18 protein-coding genes and 2 rRNA genes are annotated in these 22,055 nt (G+C 59.0%); 12 read left to right on the top strand and 8 right to left on the bottom strand.

The annotated features are described in order from the left end of the window. The first annotated feature begins 87 nt into the window (after nucleotides 1–87). The 3 genes from KVY02_RS10990 to rlmM all read left to right on the top strand — a co-directional run bounded on the left by KVY02_RS10990 (nucleotide 88) and on the right by rlmM (nucleotide 4,627). Nucleotides 88–2,975 (top strand): 23S ribosomal RNA (locus tag KVY02_RS10990). Nucleotides 2,976–3,140: 165 nt separating this feature from the next. After that, a 5S ribosomal RNA gene (rrf, locus tag KVY02_RS10985) occupies nucleotides 3,141–3,256 on the top strand. Nucleotides 3,257–3,559: 303 nt separating this feature from the next. Continuing rightward, complete coding sequence (gene rlmM / locus KVY02_RS10980; RefSeq protein WP_218313536.1) at nucleotides 3,560–4,627, top strand: 23S rRNA (cytidine(2498)-2'-O)-methyltransferase RlmM; 1,068 nt, start codon at nucleotides 3,560–3,562, stop codon at nucleotides 4,625–4,627. A gap of 30 nt (nucleotides 4,628–4,657) precedes the next feature. Here the strand turns inward: rlmM and KVY02_RS10975 are convergent, their stop codons facing one another. Next, nucleotides 4,658–4,945: an antibiotic biosynthesis monooxygenase family protein gene (locus tag KVY02_RS10975; protein WP_016914310.1), complete on the bottom strand. Its 288-nt coding sequence runs from the start codon at nucleotides 4,943–4,945 to the stop codon at nucleotides 4,658–4,660. Between the two features lie 28 nt (nucleotides 4,946–4,973). On the opposite strand from KVY02_RS10975, the gene tusA reads away from it, so the two are divergent. Beyond that, a complete protein-coding gene (gene tusA, locus KVY02_RS10970; RefSeq protein WP_039179343.1) occupies nucleotides 4,974–5,225 on the top strand; it encodes a sulfurtransferase TusA in 252 nt (83 codons plus the stop codon). A gap of 60 nt (nucleotides 5,226–5,285) precedes the next feature. Here the strand turns inward: tusA and KVY02_RS10965 are convergent, their stop codons facing one another. The 3 genes from KVY02_RS10965 to KVY02_RS10955 all read right to left on the bottom strand — a co-directional run bounded on the left by KVY02_RS10965 (nucleotide 5,286) and on the right by KVY02_RS10955 (nucleotide 8,542). Continuing rightward, on the bottom strand, nucleotides 5,286–5,993 hold the full coding sequence (locus KVY02_RS10965) for a hypothetical protein (protein WP_218313535.1): 708 nt from the start codon (nucleotides 5,991–5,993) through the stop codon (nucleotides 5,286–5,288). A 112-nt stretch (nucleotides 5,994–6,105) separates the two neighbouring features. Beyond that, on the bottom strand, nucleotides 6,106–7,119 hold the full coding sequence (locus KVY02_RS10960; RefSeq protein WP_218313534.1) for a DUF3080 family protein: 1,014 nt from the start codon (nucleotides 7,117–7,119) through the stop codon (nucleotides 6,106–6,108). Between the two features lie 4 nt (nucleotides 7,120–7,123). Further along, entirely contained in the window at nucleotides 7,124–8,542 is a 1,419-nt protein-coding gene (locus tag KVY02_RS10955) for an MATE family efflux transporter (protein WP_218313533.1), read from the bottom strand. A gap of 137 nt (nucleotides 8,543–8,679) precedes the next feature. Between KVY02_RS10955 and KVY02_RS10950 the strand changes: the two genes are divergently transcribed. After that, nucleotides 8,680–9,261, top strand: a complete 582-nt coding sequence (locus tag KVY02_RS10950) for an elongation factor P hydroxylase (RefSeq protein WP_218313532.1) — start codon at nucleotides 8,680–8,682, stop codon at nucleotides 9,259–9,261. On the opposite strand, the gene KVY02_RS10945 is transcribed toward KVY02_RS10950, so the two are convergent. Both KVY02_RS10945 and KVY02_RS10940 read right to left on the bottom strand, forming a co-directional pair. After that, on the bottom strand, nucleotides 9,258–9,737 hold the full coding sequence (locus tag KVY02_RS10945; RefSeq protein WP_016914304.1) for a hypothetical protein: 480 nt from the start codon (nucleotides 9,735–9,737) through the stop codon (nucleotides 9,258–9,260). The genes KVY02_RS10950 and KVY02_RS10945 overlap by 4 nt on opposite strands. Nucleotides 9,738–9,751: 14 nt before the next feature. Continuing rightward, the gene (locus tag KVY02_RS10940) at nucleotides 9,752–10,612 is read right to left on the bottom strand and encodes a TatD family hydrolase (RefSeq protein ID WP_100731697.1); all 861 of its coding nucleotides are present in this window, start codon (nucleotides 10,610–10,612) and stop codon (nucleotides 9,752–9,754) included. 255 nt (nucleotides 10,613–10,867) lie between these two features. On the opposite strand from KVY02_RS10940, the gene KVY02_RS10935 reads away from it, so the two are divergent. From KVY02_RS10935 to KVY02_RS10915, 5 genes are read left to right on the top strand one after another with little or no spacing between them, the layout of a single operon-like run. Further along, nucleotides 10,868–12,097 carry an ABC transporter substrate-binding protein gene (locus KVY02_RS10935; RefSeq protein WP_081191909.1) on the top strand — a complete coding sequence of 410 codons (1,230 nt, stop codon included), beginning with the start codon at nucleotides 10,868–10,870 and terminating at the stop codon, nucleotides 12,095–12,097. A gap of 6 nt (nucleotides 12,098–12,103) precedes the next feature. Beyond that, nucleotides 12,104–13,678, top strand: a complete 1,575-nt coding sequence (locus KVY02_RS10930; protein ID WP_218313531.1) for a fatty acyl-CoA synthetase — start codon at nucleotides 12,104–12,106, stop codon at nucleotides 13,676–13,678. Further along, the gene (locus KVY02_RS10925) at nucleotides 13,678–14,820 is read left to right on the top strand and encodes an acyl-CoA dehydrogenase family protein (protein WP_081191913.1); all 1,143 of its coding nucleotides are present in this window, start codon (nucleotides 13,678–13,680) and stop codon (nucleotides 14,818–14,820) included. Before KVY02_RS10930 ends, KVY02_RS10925 begins: the two co-directional genes overlap by 1 nt. Nucleotides 14,821–14,856: 36 nt before the next feature. After that, nucleotides 14,857–16,041, top strand: coding sequence for a beta-ketothiolase BktB (gene bktB, locus KVY02_RS10920; protein ID WP_218313530.1), 1,185 nt, complete (start codon nucleotides 14,857–14,859; stop codon nucleotides 16,039–16,041). A 39-nt stretch (nucleotides 16,042–16,080) separates the two neighbouring features. Further along, entirely contained in the window at nucleotides 16,081–17,733 is a 1,653-nt protein-coding gene (locus tag KVY02_RS10915) for a fatty acid--CoA ligase (RefSeq protein ID WP_218313529.1), read from the top strand. A 4-nt stretch (nucleotides 17,734–17,737) separates the two neighbouring features. Here the strand turns inward: KVY02_RS10915 and KVY02_RS10910 are convergent, their stop codons facing one another. Continuing rightward, nucleotides 17,738–18,751, bottom strand: a complete 1,014-nt coding sequence (locus KVY02_RS10910) for an AraC family transcriptional regulator (RefSeq protein ID WP_218313528.1) — start codon at nucleotides 18,749–18,751, stop codon at nucleotides 17,738–17,740. Between the two features lie 153 nt (nucleotides 18,752–18,904). On the opposite strand from KVY02_RS10910, the gene KVY02_RS10905 reads away from it, so the two are divergent. Further along, complete coding sequence (locus tag KVY02_RS10905; RefSeq protein WP_081191921.1) at nucleotides 18,905–20,824, top strand: ATP-binding cassette domain-containing protein; 1,920 nt, start codon at nucleotides 18,905–18,907, stop codon at nucleotides 20,822–20,824. A gap of 64 nt (nucleotides 20,825–20,888) precedes the next feature. Here KVY02_RS10905 and KVY02_RS10900 read toward each other — a convergent pair whose 3' ends face one another. Further along, nucleotides 20,889–21,341, bottom strand: coding sequence for a universal stress protein (locus KVY02_RS10900; RefSeq protein WP_016914281.1), 453 nt, complete (start codon nucleotides 21,339–21,341; stop codon nucleotides 20,889–20,891). A gap of 141 nt (nucleotides 21,342–21,482) precedes the next feature. Here KVY02_RS10900 and KVY02_RS10895 point away from each other — a divergent pair, with 141 nt between their 5' ends. Further along, nucleotides 21,483–22,016, top strand: a complete 534-nt coding sequence (locus KVY02_RS10895; RefSeq protein ID WP_081135137.1) for a preprotein translocase subunit YajC — start codon at nucleotides 21,483–21,485, stop codon at nucleotides 22,014–22,016. Nucleotides 22,017–22,055 lie beyond the last annotated feature (39 nt).

The following is a 22,055-nucleotide window of genomic DNA, read 5'->3' as shown; positions in this document are numbered from 1 at the left end:
CGTTCTTACGTAAATTGTATTGTGATACGTCTCAAGCGTATCCGGCAATCGTTATCATTGCGAACCCCAGACTCCTTCGGGTTATAGGGTCAAGCAATGAAGCGCACACGGTGGATGCCTAGGCAGCCAGAGGCGATGAAAGACGTGGTAGCCTGCGATAAGGTTCGGTGAGGTGGCAAACGACCTGCGACCCGGACATCTCTGAATGGGGAAACCCACTCATCACAAGATGAGTATCTTGCGCTGAATACATAGGCGCAAGAGGCGAACCAGGGGAACTGAAACATCTAAGTACCCTGAGGAAAAGAAATCAACCGAGATTCCCCTAGTAGCGGCGAGCGAACGGGGACCAGCCCTTAAGCGTGTGACGGATTAGACGAACAGACTGGGAAGTCTGGCCATAGCGGGTGATAGCCCCGTAGTCGAAAATCTGATCATGTGAAATCGAGTAGGTCGGGGCACGAGAAACCTTGACTGAAGACGGGGGGACCATCCTCCAAGGCTAAATACTCCTGGCTGACCGATAGTGAACCAGTACCGTGAGGGAAAGGCGAAAAGAACCCCGGAGAGGGGAGTGAAATAGATCCTGAAACCGTGTGCGTACAAGCAGTAGGAGCCCACTTGTTGGGTGACTGCGTACCTTTTGTATAATGGGTCAGCGACTTATATTCAGTGGCGAGGTTAACCGTATAGGGAGCCGTAGGGAAACCGAGTCTTAACTGGGCGACACAGTCGCTGGATATAGACCCGAAACCGAGCGATCTATCCATGAGCAGGGTGAAGGTTGAGTAACATCAACTGGAGGCCCGAACCAGGATCTGTTGAAAAAGATTTGGATGACTTGTGGATCGGAGTGAAAGGCTAATCAAGCTCGGAGATAGCTGGTTCTCCTCGAAAGCTATTTAGGTAGCGCCTCACGTATCACCGCCGGGGGTAGAGCACTGTTTCGGCTAGGGGGTCATCCCGACTTACCAACCCGAGGCAAACTCCGAATACCGGTGAGTGCCAGCGTGGGAGACACACGGCGGGTGCTAACGTCCGTCGTGAAAAGGGAAACAACCCAGACCGTCAGCTAAGGTCCCCAAATCGTTAAGTGGGAAACGATGTGGGAAGGCTCAGACAGCTAGGAGGTTGGCTTAGAAGCAGCCATCCTTTAAAGAAAGCGTAATAGCTCACTAGTCGAGTCGGCCTGCGCGGAAGATGTAACGGGCTAAACCGGTACCGAAGCTACGGGTTCATCCTTACGGATGAGCGGTAGAGGAGCGTCGTGTAAGCCGATGAAGGTGTGTTGAGAAGCATGCTGGAGGTATCACGAGTGCGAATGCTGACATGAGTAACGATAAAGGGAGTGAAAAACTCCCTCGCCGGAAGACCAAGGGTTTCTGTTCGACGCTAATCGGAGCAGAGTGAGTCGGCCCCTAAGGCGAGGCCGAAAGGCGTAGTCGATGGGAAACGGGTCAATATTCCCGTACCGGACATGATTGCGATGGGGGGACGGAGAAGGCTAGGTGAGCCAGGCGTTGGTTGTCCTGGTGAAAGTGAGTAGGCTGGGGTCTCAGGTAAATCCGGGACCCTTCAAGGCCGAGACACGAAACGAAGACACTACGGTGTCGAAGTCATTGATGCCACGCTTCCAGGAAAAGCCTCTAAGCTTCAGATCATGTGCGACCGTACCCCAAACCGACACAGGTGGTCAGGGTGAGAATCCCAAGGCGCTTGAGAGAACTCGGGTGAAGGAACTAGGCAAAATGGTGCCGTAACTTCGGGAGAAGGCACGCCGGCGTAGGGTGACGAGACTTGCTCTCCAAGCCCGAACCGGTCGAAGATACCAGGTGGCTGCAACTGTTTAGTAAAAACACAGCACTCTGCCAACTCGCAAGAGGACGTATAGGGTGTGACGCCTGCCCGGTGCCGGAAGGTTAAGTGATGGTGTTAGGATTCGTCCGAAGCTCTTGATCGAAGCCCCGGTAAACGGCGGCCGTAACTATAACGGTCCTAAGGTAGCGAAATTCCTTGTCGGGTAAGTTCCGACCTGCACGAATGGCGTAATGATGGCCACGCTGTCTCCACCCGAGACTCAGTGAAATTGAAATCGCCGTGAAGATGCGGTGTACCCGCGGCTAGACGGAAAGACCCCGTGAACCTTTACTATAGCTTCACACTGGACGCTGATGTTGCCTGTGTAGGATAGCTGGGAGGCTTTGAACCTCGGACGCCAGTTCGAGGGGAGCCAACCTTGAAATACCAGCCTGGCATCATTGGCGTTCTCACTCAGGTCCGTGATCCGGATCGAGGACAGTGTGTGGTGGGTAGTTTGACTGGGGCGGTCTCCTCCCAAAGCGTAACGGAGGAGCACGAAGGTACCCTCAGCACGGTCGGACATCGTGCAATGAGTGCAAGAGCATAAGGGTGCTTGACTGCGAGACAGACACGTCGAGCAGGTGCGAAAGCAGGTTCTAGTGATCCGGTGGTTCTGTATGGAAGGGCCATCGCTCAACGGATAAAAGGTACTCCGGGGATAACAGGCTGATACCGCCCAAGAGTTCACATCGACGGCGGTGTTTGGCACCTCGATGTCGGCTCATCACATCCTGGGGCTGAAGTCGGTCCCAAGGGTATGGCTGTTCGCCATTTAAAGTGGTACGCGAGCTGGGTTTAGAACGTCGTGAGACAGTTCGGTCCCTATCTGCCGTGGGCGTTGGATGTTTGAGAAGAGCTGCTCCTAGTACGAGAGGACCGGAGTGGACGACCCTCTGGTGTTCCGGTTGTCACGCCAGTGGCATTGCCGGGTAGCTATGGTCGGACGGGATAACCGCTGAAAGCATCTAAGCGGGAAGCCCCCTTCAAGATGAGACATCCCCGAGGCCTAGAGCCTCCTGAAGGGCCCAGCGAGACCAGCTGGTTGATAGGCACGGTGTGGAAGCGCTGCAAGGCGTTGAGCTAACGTGTACTAATGGCCCGTGAGGCTTGACCCTATAACACCCAAGGGGTCTGGTCGTGATGATAACGAAGGAGTGTGAACGCACTCGCAACACCGGATACGCGGCAGTGAGCCAGAGCGCTTGCTGACAAGAGACGCACACAATACACGTCAAAAATACGTCAAGAACACCTCAGCATGATATGCATTACCTGTTACGCCTGACGACCATAGCACGCGTGAACCACCTGATCCCATGCCGAACTCAGAAGTGAAACCGCTTAGCGCCGATGGTAGTGTGGGGTCTCCCCATGTGAGAGTAGGTCATCGTCAGGCACTTATTACGAAACCCCGGCCTTATGGCCGGGGTTTTGCTTTTTGGGGGTCTCCCCCTGAAGAGTAGCGGAGCGCCGCCCGCCGGGTGGCCGGCCCGAACATCGTCAGGCACTTATTAAGCAAAAAGCCCCGAGCACTCTGTGTTCGGGGCTTTTTGCGTATGGCACTTGCGCAAAACCCTCATGGCTCAGGCTGTGGGGGGGATGCGTTGATAGGCTGTCTTGGGGAGCCGTTGTTGCTTGCGATGTTATCATGTGTTTTCGAGAGGGCAGTGACGGCTCCATGTTTACAGAGAGGTGAAAGGTGAGTGACACGATACCCACGGCGTGGCTGGTCTATTGTCGACCCGGTTTCGAGGGCGATACGTTGGCGGAAATGCAGCACCATGCCAAACAGCAGGGGGTAAACTGCGAACCAGCCCATGGGGCCGGATGGGTTAGCTTGACGCGGCAGGATGGTGAGGCGATTAATGACCTGCACCGCCAGGCAGCTTTTCAGCATCTCATCTTTGCCAGGCAGAGTCTGGCAGCCCTGCCGCCCTTGGTGCTGTCCCGTGAGGATCGTCTGACCGCCATTCTCGATCAGGTCAAAGCCAGCCGTTGGAGCTTTGAAGAGATTTGGCACGAAACACCGGATACCAACGATGGCAAAGCGCTGTCCGGGTTGATCAAGGCGCTCACTCGCCCGCTGCAAAACACGCTGAAAAAGCGCGGGGCGCTGCGAGGCAAGGCTGGCGGAAGGCGGCTGCATATTTTCTGGACTGACGGAGACCGTGTGCAGCTCGGCATGAGCTTCCCTGACAATCGTAGCGAACTGTTGAACGGAATCCGGCGGCTACGCTTTCCCTCCCGTGCGCCAAGCCGCTCGACGCTGAAACTGGAAGAGGCCTGGCATGAATTCATTCCACGTGATCAGTGGGCTACTCGCTTGGCGGAGCACATGCAGGCAGCCGACCTGGGGGCGGCGCCAGGAGGCTGGACATGGCAGCTGGTGCAGCGGGGCATGTACGTATATGCCATCGATAACGGACCGATGGACAAAGCCCTGATGGCGACTGGTCAGATCGACCACCTGCGTGAAGATGGCTTTACCTGGGAGCCCCCTCAGCGTCTGGATTGGCTGGTGTGCGACATCGTGGACAAGCCTGTGCGGGTATTGGCCATGGTAGAGCGTTGGTTGACGCGTAAATGGTGTCGTGAAGCTATCTTCAACTTGAAGCTACCCATGAAGAAACGCTGGGATGAAGTAACGCGCTGCCTGACGACGCTGGAAGCCTCGTTGGCGTCAGCGGGGGTAAACGCTAAAATAAGTTGCCGTCACCTCTACCATGATCGGGAAGAGGTGACGGTGCATGTCAGGTTGCTACACTGAGAAGGTGTGCTTGACTGGCTGAACGCTCGCCTAGTACCCCGGCTCATAGATACGAATGGCCTCATCTTCGGTAAGAAGGGGCAGAATGCGCTGCATGGCCATGGCGCGCGCTTCGCTGGCGTGCCACTCTTTCCAGGCGCGCAGGTCACGCCATTTGGTGATCATCAGCCGACGGTCGGTGTGGCCGCGCTCTACCAGCGTTTCACCACCAACGAAGCCACGAATGCCCAATGATACGCGCATGGCTTCGCGTGCGGCCTGCTCGTATTCATCTTCCAGGCCGGGCATGATGCGTCGTTCAATGATGACTTTTATCATAGTGTCTGTTTCCTAACCGAGAGAGTCGATGACTGATCCTACACAAGCCCCCAGTGCTTTCGATGCCGAATTGGACACCACCGGGCTGTACTGCCCAGAGCCCATCATGCTGATGCACAATAAGGTGCGTGACATGGCGTCGGGCCAGGTGCTGAAGGTCGTGGCGACGGACCCTGCGACGACACGCGATGTCCCCAAGTTTTGCCAATTCCTGGGGCACGAGCTTATCGAGCAACAGGGCTCAGACGACCACTACGTCTACTTTATCCGTTTGGCGTGATACTGGGGAGCCCCGGCAAGGCATGCATAGACCATGGTGCAATGCCTTGCCGGGATGGCTTCAAGAGCGATCGTCGCTGTCGGAGATCACCATCATGGTCAATGCTTCCAGTGTGGCGGGGTCCTCTTCGAGGATACGATTAGCGATGTGGCGCTGGAAGAAATAGACGGTGTGATGGCGCGAGTGGGCGTCATACAGGCAGTTATCACCCAGCAGGATCGGCATCAGAGTGGCTTTTTGCTCGTCAGCCAGCAGCGCGTCGACGCTGCCGTCGCTGTACAGGCGCCATCCGTAGACCGGCTTCATGTGCCAAGGAGCATTGGGCCGGTTCATGCACAATGCATGGGTTCCCAGGGTATCGGGAAGCTGCTGGATCAGCGTCACTTCACCGGATGCCTCATACTCGAAATAGCCTGCAGCCGCGACCAGTTCGTCGTACTTGTGGTCGGGGGGAACATCGAAGATTTCATCGGTTTCGGGGTCACGGTAACCGACGAAGCAACCGCTTTCCTCGCTGTCCAGCTCATGGCAGGCCGCCAGAGACTCCATCCAGGGTACCAGCCCGGTAATGCTGCCATCTTCTCTCAAGCCCCAGGCCAGAATGGGGAGACCATAGTAGGTGTCGGGACTCGCAGCGAGCTGGTAAACCATTTCCAGTCCGTCCAGCTCTGGAGCCAGACGAACGAGACATTTTCGCGCCTGCTGACGCTGACGCACGGTATCCAGGTCGATGACCTGGGCAGAGCGAGTTGACAGGGGTGAGCCCATGGTGTCCCTCCTTGTACTGCGTGGTCACGACATTGGCAGACAGTGACTTTCATCTGCCGCTACCTTCACCAATAGCACACCTTGTCTGGAAGGTTAAGCATGGCGAGCATATTTAATGCTGTGTGCAGAGCGCCAGGGTAAGTGCCCACTGACGATGATGGGCCAGAGCCCGTTGAAACTGCTGCCAGGGGGCCTCCGGGTTCTGCATGTCGAGCCAGGCCTGCTGGTAGTCAGACACCGCTGGCGGTGGGCTGACGGCATGGGTATCGAAAAGGCTATTCACCGCCACCAGCCACTGCTCTGCGCGTTGCTCCAGTTGGTCTACCCAGCCAGGCAGGGCTTCTGACCAGCAGGTGCTCGCTGCGTCTGGTTCGGCCTGCGCGATGGCCGCGTTGAGTTCGTTCAGACGCTGCTCAGCCAGCAGCAAGGCGCGCAGCACTTCGGCAGTCAGCGGACGCTGCTGGAGCGTTTTGAGATGGTTTTCCAGGGTCGAGGAGTCGTGTTGCCAGGCCTGATTGAACTGCTGGGTAATCATCTGCTCAAGATAATCCAGTGCTGCCCGCTGTTCTGCCCAGTCTTGATCGGGTAGCGTGTGCAGAGGGTGACTGGCGCGGGCGAAACTCTTCTCCCACTCTTCCGAGGCAAAGATGGCGTTCCAGGTCGCAAAGGGCAATTGCTCGGTTTTGAGCTGAGTCAGCTGTGCCAGGCGATGGGCGTCATCGTCACCCAGCCGTTCAGGAATATCGCTGTTCCAGCAGTGATCCAGGCGTTGCCACAGCGTGCGCTCGTAGATCCATTGCTGGCTGGGCGGTGCGACACGGCCTAGCTGGTTGTTCCTGGCAGCAATCAGGGAGGTGATCTGGCACTCGCGTAACGCATAGATATTGAGCATGCCTTCGCGTATCTCCGGCAGCTCGATCACGCGCTGGCGTCGGTCGGGAAAGGCGCCTATGTTACGCGGTTGCTGGCGTTCAGGAGCGGAAATGCCGAGCTCCTCGGCAGCCGAGCGCTGGTAGGCCGCCCAGGCCTCGTCCGCGCTGTTGTCGCCGCAGCCAGCCAGCACCAGGCTGGCTGACACGACGACGGGCATCACGAGGCATGAGCGGTAGAAACTTGAAGGCCGCATGGGGTCACTCCCGTTGACTGATTCGATGTAATCGCCAAGCCAGCAAGATGGCCGCTGTCGTGAGCCCTGCAATCAGGCCGATCCAGTAGCCGTGTACCCCCAGCGGCTGTGACTCACCGCCCATGCCATAGGTTCCCAGCCAGTGACCGCCCCCCAGCCCGACGATCCAGTAGGAAAGGACGGTGATCACCATGACGATGCGGGTATCCTTGTAGCCTCGCAGCGCGCCGGCCAGATTCACTTGCAGCGAGTCCGACAGCTGAAAGATGACCGCCAGAGCGATGATCGTGAGCGCCAGGGCCTGAATGTCGCTATTGGAGGTATACAGGCTGATGACCGGTGCGGCAGTGAACCAGAGCAGCGTGCTGTTGAACGCGGCGACGATCACGCTGATCACGACACCGTTCCAGGCAACCTTGCGGGCCAGGGAAAGGCGCTGCTGCCCCAGCGTATTACCGACACGCACCGTCAGTGCCATGCTCAGTGACATGGGCAGCATGAACAGGATCGAGGTATAGCTCAGCGCGATCTGGTGAGCCCCCACGGTCACTTCACCAAGGCTGGCAATGAACAGGGCGATGAGTGTGAACAGCGTCACCTCGACAAAAATCGCGACGCCGATGGGCACCCCGACCACGAGCAGCTCACGCACGCCCGACCACTGCGGCCAGGTGGCGCCATGCCACAAGGAAACGCTACGGTACACCGTGCCACGGCGTGTGTAGAGTGCCATGGCAATGACCATGGTCCACATGGAGAAGGCCGTGGCAATGCCACAGCCAAAGGCGCCCAGCGCGGGTAGTTGCTGCAGCGTATCAGGCAGTGAGGCGCCGAACAGGCTGACCAGCCCATCCCCCCCGTAGATCAGTACATAGTTGCTGGGAATATTGACGGCCAGGCCAATCAGGCTGATCCACAAGGCTGGCCGGGTATGGTTCATGCCATCCGAAAACGCTCTCAATGCCTGAAATAGCGCGATGCCTGGCATGCCGAAGGCCACCGCGCTCAGGTAAGCAGCCGACTCGGTGGCCACTGCCGGTGGCACGTTCATCAGCTCGAAGATCGGCATGACGGCCGTGCGCAGCAGCAGGGCGGCCAGCAGGCCCAGCGCCAGCGCCACCCAGAGCGCCTGATGCACGGCGGGGCGAATGGCGCCGTTGCGTTGGCCTCCCAGCAGTTGGGCCACGATGGGCGTCAGCCCCATCAGCGTGCCGGTCATGAACAGCATCAGAGGCATCCACAGGCTGGAGCCTACCGACACCGCTGCCAGCGACGTGGCATCATGTCGTCCAGTCATCATCACATCGACGACGCTCATGCCTGCCTGGGCCAGCTGTGCACCACAGATAGGCAGCGCCAGGGCCATGAGTGTGCGTGTTTCAGGCCAGTAAATTTTCTTGATATCGCTAGTGAAGCCGCCCAAGGTATGGTTCCTATTTAGCAAAGAGACCCAGTAAAAGGCGATAGAGTAGCAGGAGTTGCTATACCTCGCGCTCTCCTCTTTAGCCAAGGATGGGTCCCTCGTTATACTAGTGCAACGTTCATGAATGAGATAACGGTGTGACTGACCCGCAAGAGCGCTGGACGCTCGACGATATTACCGCGCTGTTTGATGGGGTGTTTGCAGACCACTATCAGACTCGGCTGATTCGCGGTGGCGATGAGCCGCTTTACCGCCCGTTGAGTGAGCAAACGCCTTACCATCAGGTGATCTTTGCACGAGGCTATTTTGCCAGTGCGTTACATGAGATCAGCCACTGGTGCATCGCAGGCGCAAAACGCCGCCAGTGGGAAGATTATGGCTACTGGTATTACCCGGACGGGCGCACGGCGGAACAGCAACAGGCATTCGAACAGGCCGAAGTGGCCCCTCAGGCGTTGGAGCAACTGTTTACCCAGGCGTGTGGCCGTACGTTCCATGTCAGTGTGGACAATCTGGGCGGTGCGGGCGAGGTGGACCGGGAGGCTTTCGCAAGACGCGTGGCAGCGAGGGCCGAGCGCTATCGGCAAGAGGGACTGCCCCTGCGCGCCAATGCGTTTCGGACGGCATTGGCGCGCTACTATCAGCACCAGGACACGCTGGAGCAGGCGATTCGGCAGGGGCACCGCCTGCTGGACGATGCTCTGATGAAAGTGGGTTAGTCAGCCTCGGACAACTGCTGATGCAGGGTCAGCATGACCTCGATTTCGTGCTCGGGGCGCATGGGTTCTAGGCCCAGATCGTTGAAGGTATCACTGCGCAGGCGGTGCCATTCGCTTGAGCTGAGGGTTTCATACAGCACTTGTGCGGGTGCCAGCTCCACAAAAGGGTCCAGCCCGTAGGTGTCGAACAAGCGGGCAAGGGCGGCCTCATCTTCGCCGTTGTCGCTGGTGTACAGCGTGGCCGAGAAATGGTCGTTCTCCAGCTCGCGGATCACATCCAGCGGGCTGACCCCCAGACTCTCCAGCTCTTCGATGCTGTAAGCCCCCATGACATTGCTGTCTTCGGTAATCCAGCTGTCATCCGGCTGGATCAAGGTCTGCTTGATGCGCCCATCGGGCAGTGACCATGCAATCGACAGCGGCAAGCCATTGTCTTCACCTATCTCTATGGCAATAAAACCGGGGTAGTCGGCCATGGTTGTCGTTCCTTCTAGGTATCCGTGTCGATACGGAAAAATTGCAGGGCGGTCCGGGTGGTCGCCGCCGCGAGTTCAGTGTCACTCACCTGATGCCAACGAGCAATCTCCTGCACGATCCAGGGCAGCAGGGCAGGCTCATGGCGTCTGCCTTTCAGCTTGGCGGGCAAATTACGGGGCAGCAAGTAAGGGCAGTCGGTTTCGACCATCAATCGATCCAGCGGGATCTCGCGCACCAGGTCACGCAGGTGATGCCCGCGCCGCTCGTCACAGATCCAGCCCGTCAAGCCGATGTGCAGGTCCAGCTCCAGATAGCCCCGCAGCGTTTCACGGTCTGCGGTGAAGCAGTGGATCACCGCGTGGCTGATATCGTCGCGCCAGTGGTGCAGGATCTCACGCATGCGCTGGCCTGCATCACGCTCATGAAGAAACAGCGGTAGCCCGGATGCCGCCGCCAGGGCCAACTGCGCTTCAAAGGCGCGCTCCTGCTCCTGCGGTGTGGAAAAGTTGCGGTTGAAGTCGAGCCCGCACTCACCGACCGCGACCACTTCGGGCAGTGTATAGAGATTGCCCAGCGCCTGCGCCACGTCTTCGCTCCAGCCACTGGCATCATGGGGATGCACCCCCGCAGTGGCATACAACCCCGCAAACTGCCGAGCCATCTCGACGGCCTGCCTGGCGTGGGCGACATCCGTTCCCGTGACGATCATTCTGGTCACGTTGGCGGCTCGGGCTCTGGCGATCACGTCGCTCAAGTCGCGCTGAAAGCTCTCATGGGTCAGGTTGGCGCCAATGTCGACCAGCGGTGTGCTGGGGCGAAACTGTAGCGCTTCAGGTAATGCGTCGTGTGCTTGCTGAGTCGCCAATGTGGTCATCTCTCCTGTGGGCCAGTGGCCCCATTGTAACGCTGGTGCCGCTTGGCTCGCCAACGCAAGCCGCCATGAACGTGGCAAGTAATCACACTGCAAATGGCATGAATTGCAAAAAAACTGGCTCAATAGGTAAACAGTGCAGGCCTGTTTGCTCTTACCATGAAAATGAGTCACCGCCATGCCCGTGATTCAATGAGTGAAGGCGCAACGCCAGCGTTGTGATTTTCACCTCAATAACAACAATAGCGAGGTACCCTCATGCCGTTATCACGTCGTTTCACCCTGTCTGCGTTAGCCTCTGCGGTGGTTGCTGCAGGCTTCGTTCCTTTCGTTGCCGCCCATGAAGGGATTTCTGATAACGAAATCCGCATTGGCTATCTGGCCGATATGTCAGGCGTTTACCGCGATCCTATCGGTCCTCTGGGGCTCGATGCCATTCAGATGGCGATCGAGGATGTTGGCGGCAGTGTCAACGGTGCGGATATCGTGGTGTTCAGTGCCGATGATCGTAACAGCCCTGACGTGGGCTCCAGCGTGGTGCGTGAATGGATCGATGAGCGCAACGTCGATATGGTCACGGGCCTGGTGGCATCATCGGTCACGTTGGCAGCCGTCAGTCTGCTGCAGGAGGCCGACAAGCTGGGGCTGGTGAATGGTGCCGTCTCCTCCGGCGTGACCAACGAACACTGCTCTACGAATCATATTCACTGGGTGTATGACACCTGGGCAATGTCGAACGGCACCGCCAAAGCCATTACCGAAGAAGGCTACAAAAACTGGTACTTGTTGAGTGCCGATTACTCTTTTGGTCATGCGTTGGAAGCAGATGTCGAGCGTGTGGTCACTGAGAACGGTGGCACCATCGTAGGGCGTGCGCGTCATCCATTCCCCAATAACGACTTTTCATCGTTCATGTTACAGGCGCAGGCCTCTGGTGCTGACGTCATTGCGTTGAATAACGCGGGCGGGGACACCATCAACGCGGTTCAGACGGCGGGGGAGTTTGGTATTACCCAGGCCGGGCAAATCCTGGCGGGAATGGTGCTGTTCAGTACCGATGTGCGCAGTATCGGGCTGGAAAATGCCCAAGGGCTGCAGTTCACCAAAGCCTGGTATTACGACTTGAACGAGGAAACCCGCGCCTGGGCAGAACGCTTCCGGGAGCGTACGGGCAGCATGCCTACCATGGTGCACGCTGGCCTCTACTCCAGCACTCGCCACTACCTGGACGCCATCGCTGCCACCGGGACAGACGATACCCAGACGGTGCGTCAGCAGATGGCCGACACGCCTATCAACGATATCTTTGCCCAGAACGGCTATATCCGCGAAGACGGCCGTATGGTCCACGACATGTACCTCGTGGAAGTCAAAACCCCAGCAGAGTCAGCAGATGAAGACGACTTGTTCCGGGTGGTCCGCACCATTCCTGCCGAGGAAGCGTTCCGGCCACTGTCTGAAAGCGTCTGCCCACTCGTAAAGGGTTAAACAGCCATGACGTCTGTAGATAACATTCATCGCAATACGATTGGCGCTGCGCTTGACCGCAGCGCGCGCAAGCATGCCCAGAAGCGGGCCTTGACGTTCGGCGAGCGTACGTGGAGTTATCAAGCGCTCAATAACGCGGCCAACCAGGTGGCAAATGCGCTGCTGGAAGCAGGGCTGGCGCCGGGCGACCGCCTGGCGGTATACGGTAAAAACTCGGATGCCTATGTGATCGCGTGGCTGGCCTGTAGCAAGGCGGGCCTGATTCACGTCCCTGTCAATTTTGCGCTGAGCAGTGACGAGCTTCGCTACATTCTGGAGCAGTCGGGCGCAAAAGGGGTACTGAGCGACGCGGTGCTAGGAGACAAGGTTCGCGCTGCCGTCGCGGGGCTGTCGCTGGTCGTCAACGGTACCCTGCAGGCGGAGGGGGCATCGCTTCAAGAAGACGCCTTCGACGTACTGGCGTGTACCCACGGGGTTCATGCTTCTCTGGCTCATGCTGCCCATGAGCCAGACGTCGCGCTGGAGGGGGCCAGCGTCGCCCAGTTGTTATATACCTCTGGTACCACGGCAGCGCCCAAGGCTGCCATCATGAGCCATCAAGCGCTCATGGCCGAGTACATGGCGTGCATGGTGGAGTTGGATATCCAGGCAGATGACGCCGTGCTGGCAGCGCTGCCCTTGTACCACTCGGCGCAAATGCACGTGTTTCTGATGCCTGCGCTACTGCTGGGAGCGCCCGTCATTCTGCTGGAAGCCCCCCTGCCGGAAAGCTGCCTGGCTGCCATTTCACAGCACCAGATCAGCTCTTTTTTTGCCCCTCCTACCGTGTGGATCAGTTTGTTACGGCACCCTCACTTCGATCAGTACGATCTCTCGAGCCTCAGAAAAGCCTATTACGGGGCCTCCATCATGCCGGTGCCGGTACTCGAAGAGATGCAGCAGCGCTTTGATGGTGTCGGCCTGTACAACTGCTACGGACAGAGCGAAATAGCGCCCCTGGCGACTGTTTTGCGACCAGAAGAGCATGCCGAACGGCCGGCCTCTGCTGGACGACCGATTCTCACGGTCGAAACGCGCATCGTCGATCTGGAGGGCAACGATGTTCCGCCTGGAGAGCATGGGGAAATCGTCCATCGTTCTCCGCAGCTCATGCTGGGCTACTGGGACAAACCCGAGATGACCGCGGAGGCATTTCAGGGAGGCTGGTTCCACTCTGGAGACGTGGGGTATGTCGATGAAGCGGGCTATTTGTACATCGTCGACCGTATCAAGGACGTGATCAATACCGGCGGTGTGCTGGTCGCCAGTCGAGAAGTGGAAGAGGTGCTGTTCAAGCACATGGCGGTTTCAGAGGTGGCGGTCGTGGGGCTACCCGATGACAAATGGATCGAGGCGATTACCGCGGTGGTGGTGCTCAAGGAGGGGCAAAGCGCCAGTGAAGCGGAGCTGATTCGACACGCCAAGGACCTGATCGCCCCTTACAAGGTACCCAAGCGGGTGATGTTTACCGACGCACTGCCCAAGAGCACGGCAGGTAAAATTCTCAAGCGCCATCTGCGCCAGGCGCTGGGAGAGTCATGATGGACGACCAGGAGCTGGGGCTCTTTCAGCCCATGATTACCCGCTGTTTAGCGCAGGAAGTAGCGCCTTTTTACCAGCAGTGGGAGGAGGCAGGAGAAATACCACGCTCCCTGTGGCTGGCGCTGGGGGCGGCAGGGCTGTTGGGTATTGACCTGGCAGAAGCGTACGGTGGCTCAGAGGCCGATATCGCCATCACGCAAAGGGTGCTCGAAGAGATGTCTCGTCAGGGCTTTGGTGGCCTCGCCAGTGCTTACAACATCCACGCCAATATCGTCATGCCGTATGTCCAGAAGCTGGGGACACCTGAGCAGAAGGAAAAGTGGCTGCCGCGCATGGCCTTGGGGGAGTGCCTGGGGGCCATTGCCATGAGCGAACCCCACGCCGGGAGTGATTTGGCCGCGATGAAAACCCGCGCCACGCGGGTAGAGGATGGCTGGTTGCTCAACGGTGGCAAGCTGTTCATCACCAATGGTCAGGTGGCCGATCTGGTGATCGTGTGCGCGAAAACCGATCCCAGTGCCGGCGCCAAAGGGGTCTCGCTATTTTTAGTGGAAACGTCGCTGCCCGGCTTTTCCCGAGGTAAACCGATCAAGAAAATTGGCCAGCATGCCAGCGACACTGCGGAGCTGGCCTTTGATCAGTTGAAGTTGCCCGCAGACGCGCTATTGGGCAACGAGGGCGAAGGGTTTCGTTACCTCATGCAAGAGCTGCCTCGTGAGCGTTTGGGGGTGGGCGCCCAGGCCCTGGGGGCGATAGAAGGGGCGCTAGCGCTAACCCTCGAATACGTCACCCAGCGGGAAGCCTTCGGCCAGCGGATTGCCGATTTTCAAAACACCCGCTTTACGCTGGCGCAGCTCAAAGCCCAGCTTGACATGGCCCGGGCTTACTTCGAGCAGTGCATGGAGCGGTATCGGCAAGGCAGCATGAGCAGCACCGAGGCGGCGATTCTTAAATTACAGCTGAGCGAACTGCAGTGTCATGCGGTGGATCGCTGTCTGCAGCTGTTTGGTGGCTATGGCTACACTCATGAGTACCCCATTTCGCGCTTTTATCTCGATGCTCGGGTACAAACCATTTATGCCGGCAGCTCCGAGATCATGAAAGAAGTGATTGCGCGCTCGCTGCTGGGCAAAGCCTCTTGAGCAAGAGGTCCAAAAAACGGTCGACAAGGAGTCTATATGCAGTTGGATAGCGTGGTGATTGTAGGGGGCGTGCGCACCGCCATCGGAGGGTTCGGCGGTTCGCTATCCGCCTTCGCCCCCCATGAGTTGGGCACCATCACCGCCGTGGAAGCCCTGCGCCGGGCCGGGGTGGAGGGCGCCGACATCGATCATTCGGTTTATGGGCATATCATCACCACTGGCCCGCAGGATGCCTATCTGGCCCGCCACATCGCACTCAGTGCAGGCGTTCCCAAAGAGGCCGGTGCCTTCAACGTTAATCGCCTGTGCGGCTCTGGCGTCCAGGCGGTGGTGTCTGCGGCTCAGCAGATTGTCCTGGGCGACAGTCGCCTCGCCTTGGCGGGCGGTGCCGAAAGCATGTCTCGCGGAGCCTACGTGTTGGCCCCGCAGGCGCGCCACGGTATTCGCATGGGGGACACCCGCATCGAGGATTTGACGCTTGGCGTGTTGAGTGACCCGTTCGGCAGTGGTCACATGGGGATCACCGCTGAAAATATCGCGCAGCAGTACGGTTTCAGCCGCGAGCAGTTGGATCAATTCGCCCTCGAGAGCCATCAAAAAGCAGCGCGGGCACTATCGGAAGGCCGCTTCGATGAGCAGATCGTGCCGGTAGAGGTGACCCGGGGCAAGCAGACGCTGACCTTTGCCCGTGATGAGCATGTCCGGGAAGACGTGGTGCTCAGTGACCTGGCTCGGCTGAAACCGGCTTTCAAGCATGAAGGGGTCGTGACCGCAGGCAATGCCTCAGGGATCAACGATGGCGCCGCCACCCTCGTACTGGCCCATGCTGAAGAGGCCCGGGAGCGCGGGCTCACCGTGCGTGCGCGGCTGCGGGTGGCCACCACGGCGGGCGTGGAACCATCGCTGATGGGGTTGGGCCCCATTCCTGCCGTCAAGCGTTGTTTGCAGCAGGCTGGATTGACCATCCACGATATCGATGTGATCGAATCCAATGAAGCCTTTGCGGCCCAGGCCATGGCGGTGGCCAGCACGCTCGATTTTCCGCTGGAAAAGCTCAACCCCAATGGCGGTGCGGTCGCTCTTGGGCATCCGGTGGGGGCCACCGGCGCCATTTTGATCCTTAAAGCGCTGCATGAGCTGGAGCGCATTCAGGGGCGCTTTGGACTGATTACGCTGTGCATTGGTGGCGGGCAAGGTATCGCGCTACTGATCGAGCGTTAAGTTGCCCCAGACATCCAACAACAATCAAAGGTACGTTTTATGCCGACGATAACGCCAAAACTGCTTCCTTCGACATCCTCCGCCACCAACCCTCCCATGCTGATCAAGGATCTGTTGGAGTCTGGCGTTCGCATGGCGGGCAATAATCAGATCGTGTACCGCGATCAAGGCCGTCACGACTACCGTCGTTTTCAAGAGCGAGTCCATCAACTGGCCCATCTGTTGACGGCGCAGGGAGTGCAGGCAGGAGATGTGGTGGCGGTGATGGATTGGGACAGCCACCGCTATCTGGAATGCTTCTTCGCCATTCCCATGATAGGCGCAGTGCTGCACACGGTGAACGTCCGCCTGGCACCCGAACAGATTCTCTACACCATGCAGCATGCGGAAGACGTCTTCGTGCTGGTGCATGAGGACTTCGTGCCTCTGCTGGAACCGCTGGCGCAGCAACTGCCCGATATTCGTGGCTACGTGCTTTGTCAGGAAGAGCGCCGTGACGTCTCGACGTCGCTGCCACTGGTGGGGGAGTACGAGGCCCTGCTGGCTGACCAGCCCAGCCATTATGATTTCCCCACGTTCGATGAAAATGGCGTGGCCACGCTGTTCTACACGACCGGCACGACCGGCAACCCGAAAGGGGTGTTCTTCACTCATCGTCAGCTGGTGTTGCACACGCTGGGCGAGGCCAGCACGTTCCAGGCGCCTGGCTTCGAGCTGTTGAACCGAGACAAGGTGTATATGCCCATTACGCCGATGTTTCACGTGCATGCCTGGGGCGTCCCTTACACCGCCACGCTGCTGGGCGCGACGCAAGTGTACCCGGGCAAATACGAGCCGGAGATGCTGGTGAAGCTGCTGGTTAGTGAAAAGGTCGATTTTTCTCACTGCGTACCGACACTGCTCAATATGGTGGTGAGCGCGGAGGCCGTCGCGACGAAAAAGGTCGATTTGACCGGCTGGAAAGTGCTGGTCGGAGGCAGCGCCTTGACCCAGGCGTTGGCAAGCCGTGCCTGGGCGCTGGGGATCGACACCCGCAGCGCTTACGGCATGTCGGAAACGTGTCCTCTGCTCACTGCCGATATCTTGCCGAAGGAGGTCGCGGAGGCTGACTTCGAAAGCCAGCTTCCCTGGCGCTGCAAGGCCGGTCTTCCGGTGCCGTTCGTGCGGCTGCAGGTGGTCGATGTGGACGGTCAACCGCTTCCTCATGATGGCCAGAGTGTGGGGGAAGTACGCGTACAAGCGCCCTGGCTCACTCAGGCTTACTACAAGGAAGAGACGCGTAGCGAAGAGCTATGGCGAGAGGGGTGGTTACACACCGGGGATGTGGGGTCGCTGGATGCGCATGGCTTTTTGGCCATTAGTGATCGCATCAAGGACGTCATCAAGACCGGCGGCGAATGGCTGTCCTCCCTGGAGCTGGAAAGTTATATCAGTCAATGCCCCGGCGTCGCTGAAGTGGCGGTCATCGGCGTGGCGGATGACAAGTGGGGGGAGCGTCCCGCAGCGCTCGTCGTGCCCAGCGACCTCAATCGGCCGCCTACCGTCGAGGCGATTCAGGGGTTCATGGAGCAATTCGTGGCGCAGGGCAAGCTCAACCGTTGGGGAGTGCCCTCATTGATACGTTTCGTCGATGAAATACCCAAGACCAGCGTAGGCAAGCTGGATAAAAAACGTATCCGCACGGAGATCTAGCGGCTCAGAGCGTGGTGCCTGCTGTCTGCGCTTTGCGGTAGGCGGCAGGCGAATTGCCGGTCCATTGCTTGAAGGCTCGGCTGAAGCAGGCCTGGTCCTCGAAGCCGAGGGTGTCGGCCAGCGAGGAGAGCGGCTCCCTGCTGCGGGTCAATACCTGAATGGCCACGTCCCGCCGATACTCGTCCTTTACCGCCTGAAAGTGGGTGCCCTCTGCCTGCAAGTGGCGCGACAGGGTACGGACGGACACGTGCAGCGCATTGGCCACGTCGTGAATGGTGCTGGAAGAGAGCTGGTGGCGGTGCAAGTACTCCCGCACGCGATGGGTGGCGATACGGTCTTCGAAAGAGACATAAAACCAGTCTGCTGGCGCACGCTGCAAAAAAGCCCCCAGGTGTTGTTTGCGTTGTCGGACGGGATGTTCCAGAAAAGCCGTATCGAAATAGACCGCCGTTTTCGGCTGGTTGAAGGTCACCTTGCCTGGATAAAAATAGAGATAGTCAGCTCGATGGGCGGGCTGTGGATAGCTGCACTCCATCAATATGGGCGGGATTTTTCTCGCGATCAGCCAGGAAGCAATGCCGTGAAAGAGCTTCAACATCAGCTCATGCACCAGAATGTGGCTACCCTGAAGCGGTTTGTGCTCCTCGAGGGCCATACGAGCCAGGTCGCCCTCCACGGAAAAACAATAGCCAAAGTCATCCAGCACAATACGAAAAAACTGGGTGTAGCGATGTAGTGCGATACGCAGCGTGGGGGCATCCAGCATGCTGAGGCACAGCAGTTTGAGAGTGCCGCAGCGCAGTGGCCGAGAGAAAAAACCGGGCGTCTCATCGTCGAGCTCCTCCGCCAGAAGCCGGTAAAGCTGGGCAAACTGTTCCACCGTTACACGGCCATTGGGAGCCTCGAGCAAGAATGGGGAGATGCCAGACAACATCAAATAACGCGTGGCCGCTTGCCCGGTGGGAGCCAGGCCACGAAACAGCTCGTTGACAAAGTGCATGGAGACGGTAACGGTCACGCTTTTCTACCCTGTAAGTGCCACAAGACAGCCGTAGGTGTTGCCCCTTTCACGTTGGACGTTAGCACGTTGTACCGCCGGGCTCTATATGAGTGCACCGTTACAGGGGTCCATGCGTTACACTGTGCGCCTCACGACGAAGGAGGACACTGCGTGACCCTGTTACGACTCGAACAGCTGCAACTCGCTTACGGCACCCAGGTACTATTGAATCGCGCCGACCTCACGGTTGAAAAGGGCGAGCGGTTGGCGCTGGTCGGGCGCAACGGCACCGGTAAATCCACCCTGTTGAAACTCGTGGCAGGCGACATCCAGGCGGACGACGGCACCATCTGGCGCGCGCCGGGGCTGAAAATCGGCGTGCTGGCCCAGGAGCTGCCCGAATCATCGGGCATGACGATTTTTGACATGGTGGCCCAGGGGCTGCCCGAAGCGGGTGAGCTGCTGTCGGAATACCAGCATCTGATCAACGACCCCGACCCGGACATGAACCGCATGGCCACGCTGCAAACGCGGCTGGAAGCGATTGATGGCTGGTCGTTCCACCAGCGTATCGACGTGGTGCTGACGCGCCTGGGCCTGCCGCCCGAAGCAGAGATGAGCGCGCTCTCCGGTGGCTGGCGTCGTCGCGTGGCCCTAGCCAGGGCGCTGGTGTCGGAGCCGGACTTGCTGCTGCTGGATGAGCCCACCAACCACCTGGATCTGGATACGATTGCGTGGCTGGAAGAGCAACTGCTGGCGTTCAATGGCGCCGTGCTGCTGATCACCCACGACCGTGCCTTTCTGTCGAAGTTGGCCACCCATATTCTGGAACTGGACCGTGGCAAGCTGGGCCGCTACCCCGGCGTGTACGCGGAGTATCAAGAGCGCAAGCAGCACGAGCTGGAAATCGAATCGCGTGAAAATGCGCTGTTCGACAAGAAGCTGGCCCAGGAGGAGACCTGGATCCGTCAAGGAATCAAGGCGCGCCGAACCCGTAACGAAGGGCGCGTGCGGGCTCTGGAAGCGATGCGCAATGAGCGCAGCCAGCGCCGTGAGCGCCAGGGCACGGCCAACCTGACCGTGGACAGCGGCGAGCGCACGGGCAAGCGGGTGGTCGAGCTCAAGGGCGTTAGCCAGTATTTTGGCGACGACACCATCTTGCGCAACGTCAATCTGGAAGTCATGCGCGGCGACCGTATCGGTTTCCTGGGTCGCAATGGCGCGGGCAAGACCACGCTGTTGAAAATCCTGCTGGGAGAGCTTGCTCCAAGCGAAGGCAGCGTGCAGCTGGGCACCAACCTGAAGGTGGCCTACTTTGACCAGCTTCGGGCGGGGCTGGAGCTGGAGAAAACCGTTTACGACAACGTGGCGCAGGGCAGTGATCGGGTCTCTGTCGGCGGCAAGGACCGCCATGTGATGAGCTACTTGCAGGATTTCCTGTTCACGCCGGATCGTGTGCGTCAGCCGGTCAAGGCGCTGTCGGGGGGCGAGTCCAACCGCCTGCTGCTGGCCAAGCTGTTCACCCAGCCTGCCAACGTGCTGGTGCTCGATGAGCCCACCAACGACCTGGACATGGAAACCCTGGAGCTGCTCGAAGAGCTGCTGCTCGACTTCGATGGCACGCTGCTGCTGGTCTCCCACGACCGTACCTTCATGGATAACGTGGTGACCAGCATGCTGGCCTTCGAAGGGGAAGGGCGCGTGCGCGAGTACGTGGGTGGCTACACCGACTGGATTCGACAAGGTGGCAAGCTGCCCCCGGCCCCTTGGGAGGGTGCTGCCCGCCAGCAGACGGAGCCGACATCGGCACCTGCACCAGAAGTGGTCGAAAAACCTGTCAACGAGCCTGCCAGGAAGTCCGTGAAGCTCTCCTACAAGCTGCAGCGAGAGCTGGATGCGCTGCCTGCCGAAATAGAGCGGTTGGAGCAGGCAGTCGAGACGCTTGAGCAGGAAGTGGGCGATCCGGGGTTTTACCAGCAGGAAGCTACCGCCGTGACTGCCAGGCTGCAAGCCCTGGAAAAAGTGCAGCAGTCGCTGGAAACGGCAATGGAGCGCTGGATGGAGCTGGAGGCGATGGCGAACGGCGAATAGCCTTCAAGGCGCTACAAAAAAGGCCCCGTAAGGGGCCTTTGGCGTTAGGGTCGGTCATGGCCGATCACTCGTCGCTTTTTTCGCCTTTCTTGCCGACGCGCACGGCCAGCACGTCGCACTGGGCGCCATGTAGCACGCCGGTGGACGTAGAGCCCAGTAGCAGGGCAAAGCCGTGGCGGCCGTGGGAACCCACCACGATGAGATCCACATTGTGCTCATCGGCAAAGCGATGGATCTCGGTATCGGGCATGCCCACCACCACGTGCTGGTCGGCGGGCTCGACGTGCGGAGCGGCAATGTCGGCCAGACGCTTTTTCGCGTGGTCGTCCAGCTGGTCCTGAATGCTGGTCAGGTCCATGGGTATGTCGCCACCGTAGGCGAAGCCCAGCGGCTCCAGCGTGTGCATGATCGAGAGCTTGGCGCCGTTATTGCGTTCGGCAATCGCCACGGCGCGTTCAAGGATCTTGTGCGAGTCCTTGGTGAGGTCGACGGCGACCAGAATGTGGTGATAGCTCATGGCGTATCTCCTTGGTGGTATTTAACAAAGAGAAGCTTCGTTAGATAACCTTACTTTAGGCCGGGTAGTGGCGCTGCACAACGACCTGGATCATGGTTTTTTGCAATCGTTGCCCTGCACGGCAATGCAAGAGGTGGCTAAATGGAATGGTTGGTGATTGTTCTGATTCTGCTGTTCGTGATGGCGCCGGTGATGTGGCTCAAGCCCAGCCCCCGCCAGAAGCGCCAGATGGCGCTACGCGACAGTGCGCGGCAGCAGGGGGTGACCATCAAGATGGCCGTGCCGCCGCTGCATCATTTCAAAGGCACCATGCCAGCCTATCGGTGGCGGTTTGGCCAGGAGACGCCGGGGCCGGATTTCGTTCTGGTGCGCGATAGCCATGCCAGCGCGGCACTGGAAGCCTTTCATGCTGGCTGGCGGTGGCGTATTGCGCCGCTGCGACCGCTACCGGAGAGCGCCGACGCCACGCTGCGCACCTTGCTGGAGCGTTTGCCCCAGGATGCGCTGGTGCTGGAGTGCAACTCGTACGCCTTGACGCTATGGTGGTGGGAATCACAAACCGCCGAACGCTTTACCAGCTACCTGGGCGATATCATGACCTTGAAAGTGTCGCTGGGCGGCCTGTCAGACCGCCCCCCAGGCAAGGCGCTGTCGTCAGGCGGTCGACCCTCCTGACGAGATAGCTGTCCTGACGAGATAGCTGTTCGCGGCCGC

The sequence above is a fragment of the Halomonas sp. 18071143 genome (genome assembly GCF_019211725.1).
Taxonomy (GTDB): domain Bacteria; phylum Pseudomonadota; class Gammaproteobacteria; order Pseudomonadales; family Halomonadaceae; genus Vreelandella; species Vreelandella stevensii.
This window is presented reverse-complemented; position numbering and strand designations above follow the sequence as displayed.